This window comes from Halomonas sp. WWR20 (assembly GCF_054602495.1).
Map to the genome: position 1 here is coordinate 1 of NZ_JBTRHR010000027.1, position 726 is coordinate 726.

1 protein-coding gene is annotated in these 726 nt (G+C 61.0%); it reads left to right on the forward strand.

All coding sequences use genetic code 11. The features are described from left to right. The coding region (locus ACW4DH_RS18970; RefSeq protein WP_459637961.1) for a fumarylacetoacetate hydrolase family protein at positions 1–705 on the forward strand (705 nt) is incomplete at its 5' end. Positions 706–726 lie beyond the last annotated feature (21 nt).

Consider the following 726-nt stretch of genomic DNA (forward strand, 5'->3'; position numbering starts at 1 on the left):
CTCAAGACCGAATTGCAGGCCCGGGGGGCGTGGTCGCAGTATATGGAAGTCGGCATCGGTCCCGATGCAGAGGTCTTTTCCAAGGCCCAGACGCTTTCCTCCGTTGGGTTCGGCGACCGGGTCGGTCTGCATCCGGCATCGCAATGGAACAACCCTGAGCCGGAAATCGTCCTGGCCGTCGATGCCCAGGGCACGCCGCGCGGTGCGTCACTCGGCAACGATGTGAACCTGCGCGACATTGAGGGGCGCAGTGCGCTGCTGTTGGGCAAGGCCAAGGACAACAACGCCTCCTGTGCCATTGGCCCTTTTATCCGTCTGTTTGATGAGCAGTTCACCTTGGACACGGTGCGCCAGGCTGTCGTCTCTCTACGCATCGAGGGGGAGCAGGACGGTTTCGTCCTGGAGGATGCCAGCGACATGCGGGAAATCAGTCGTGATCCTCTGGACCTGGTCAGGCAGACCCATGGCGCGCATCACCAGTATCCCGATGGCTTCATGCTTTTCTTGGGCACCATGTTTTCACCTATCGTCGATCGCACTGGGCCAGGAAAAGGCTTCACCCACCAGGTTGGGGATCGCGTCACTATTTCGACGCCCAGCCTGGGCGCATTGGTCAATCAGGTCGATCGTAGCGATAAGCTGCCACCGTGGACCTTCGGTATCCGTGCCCTTTACGCGCACTTGGCACGCCGGGTCCCGACCTGATCGGCAAATCCACCCAGGCCC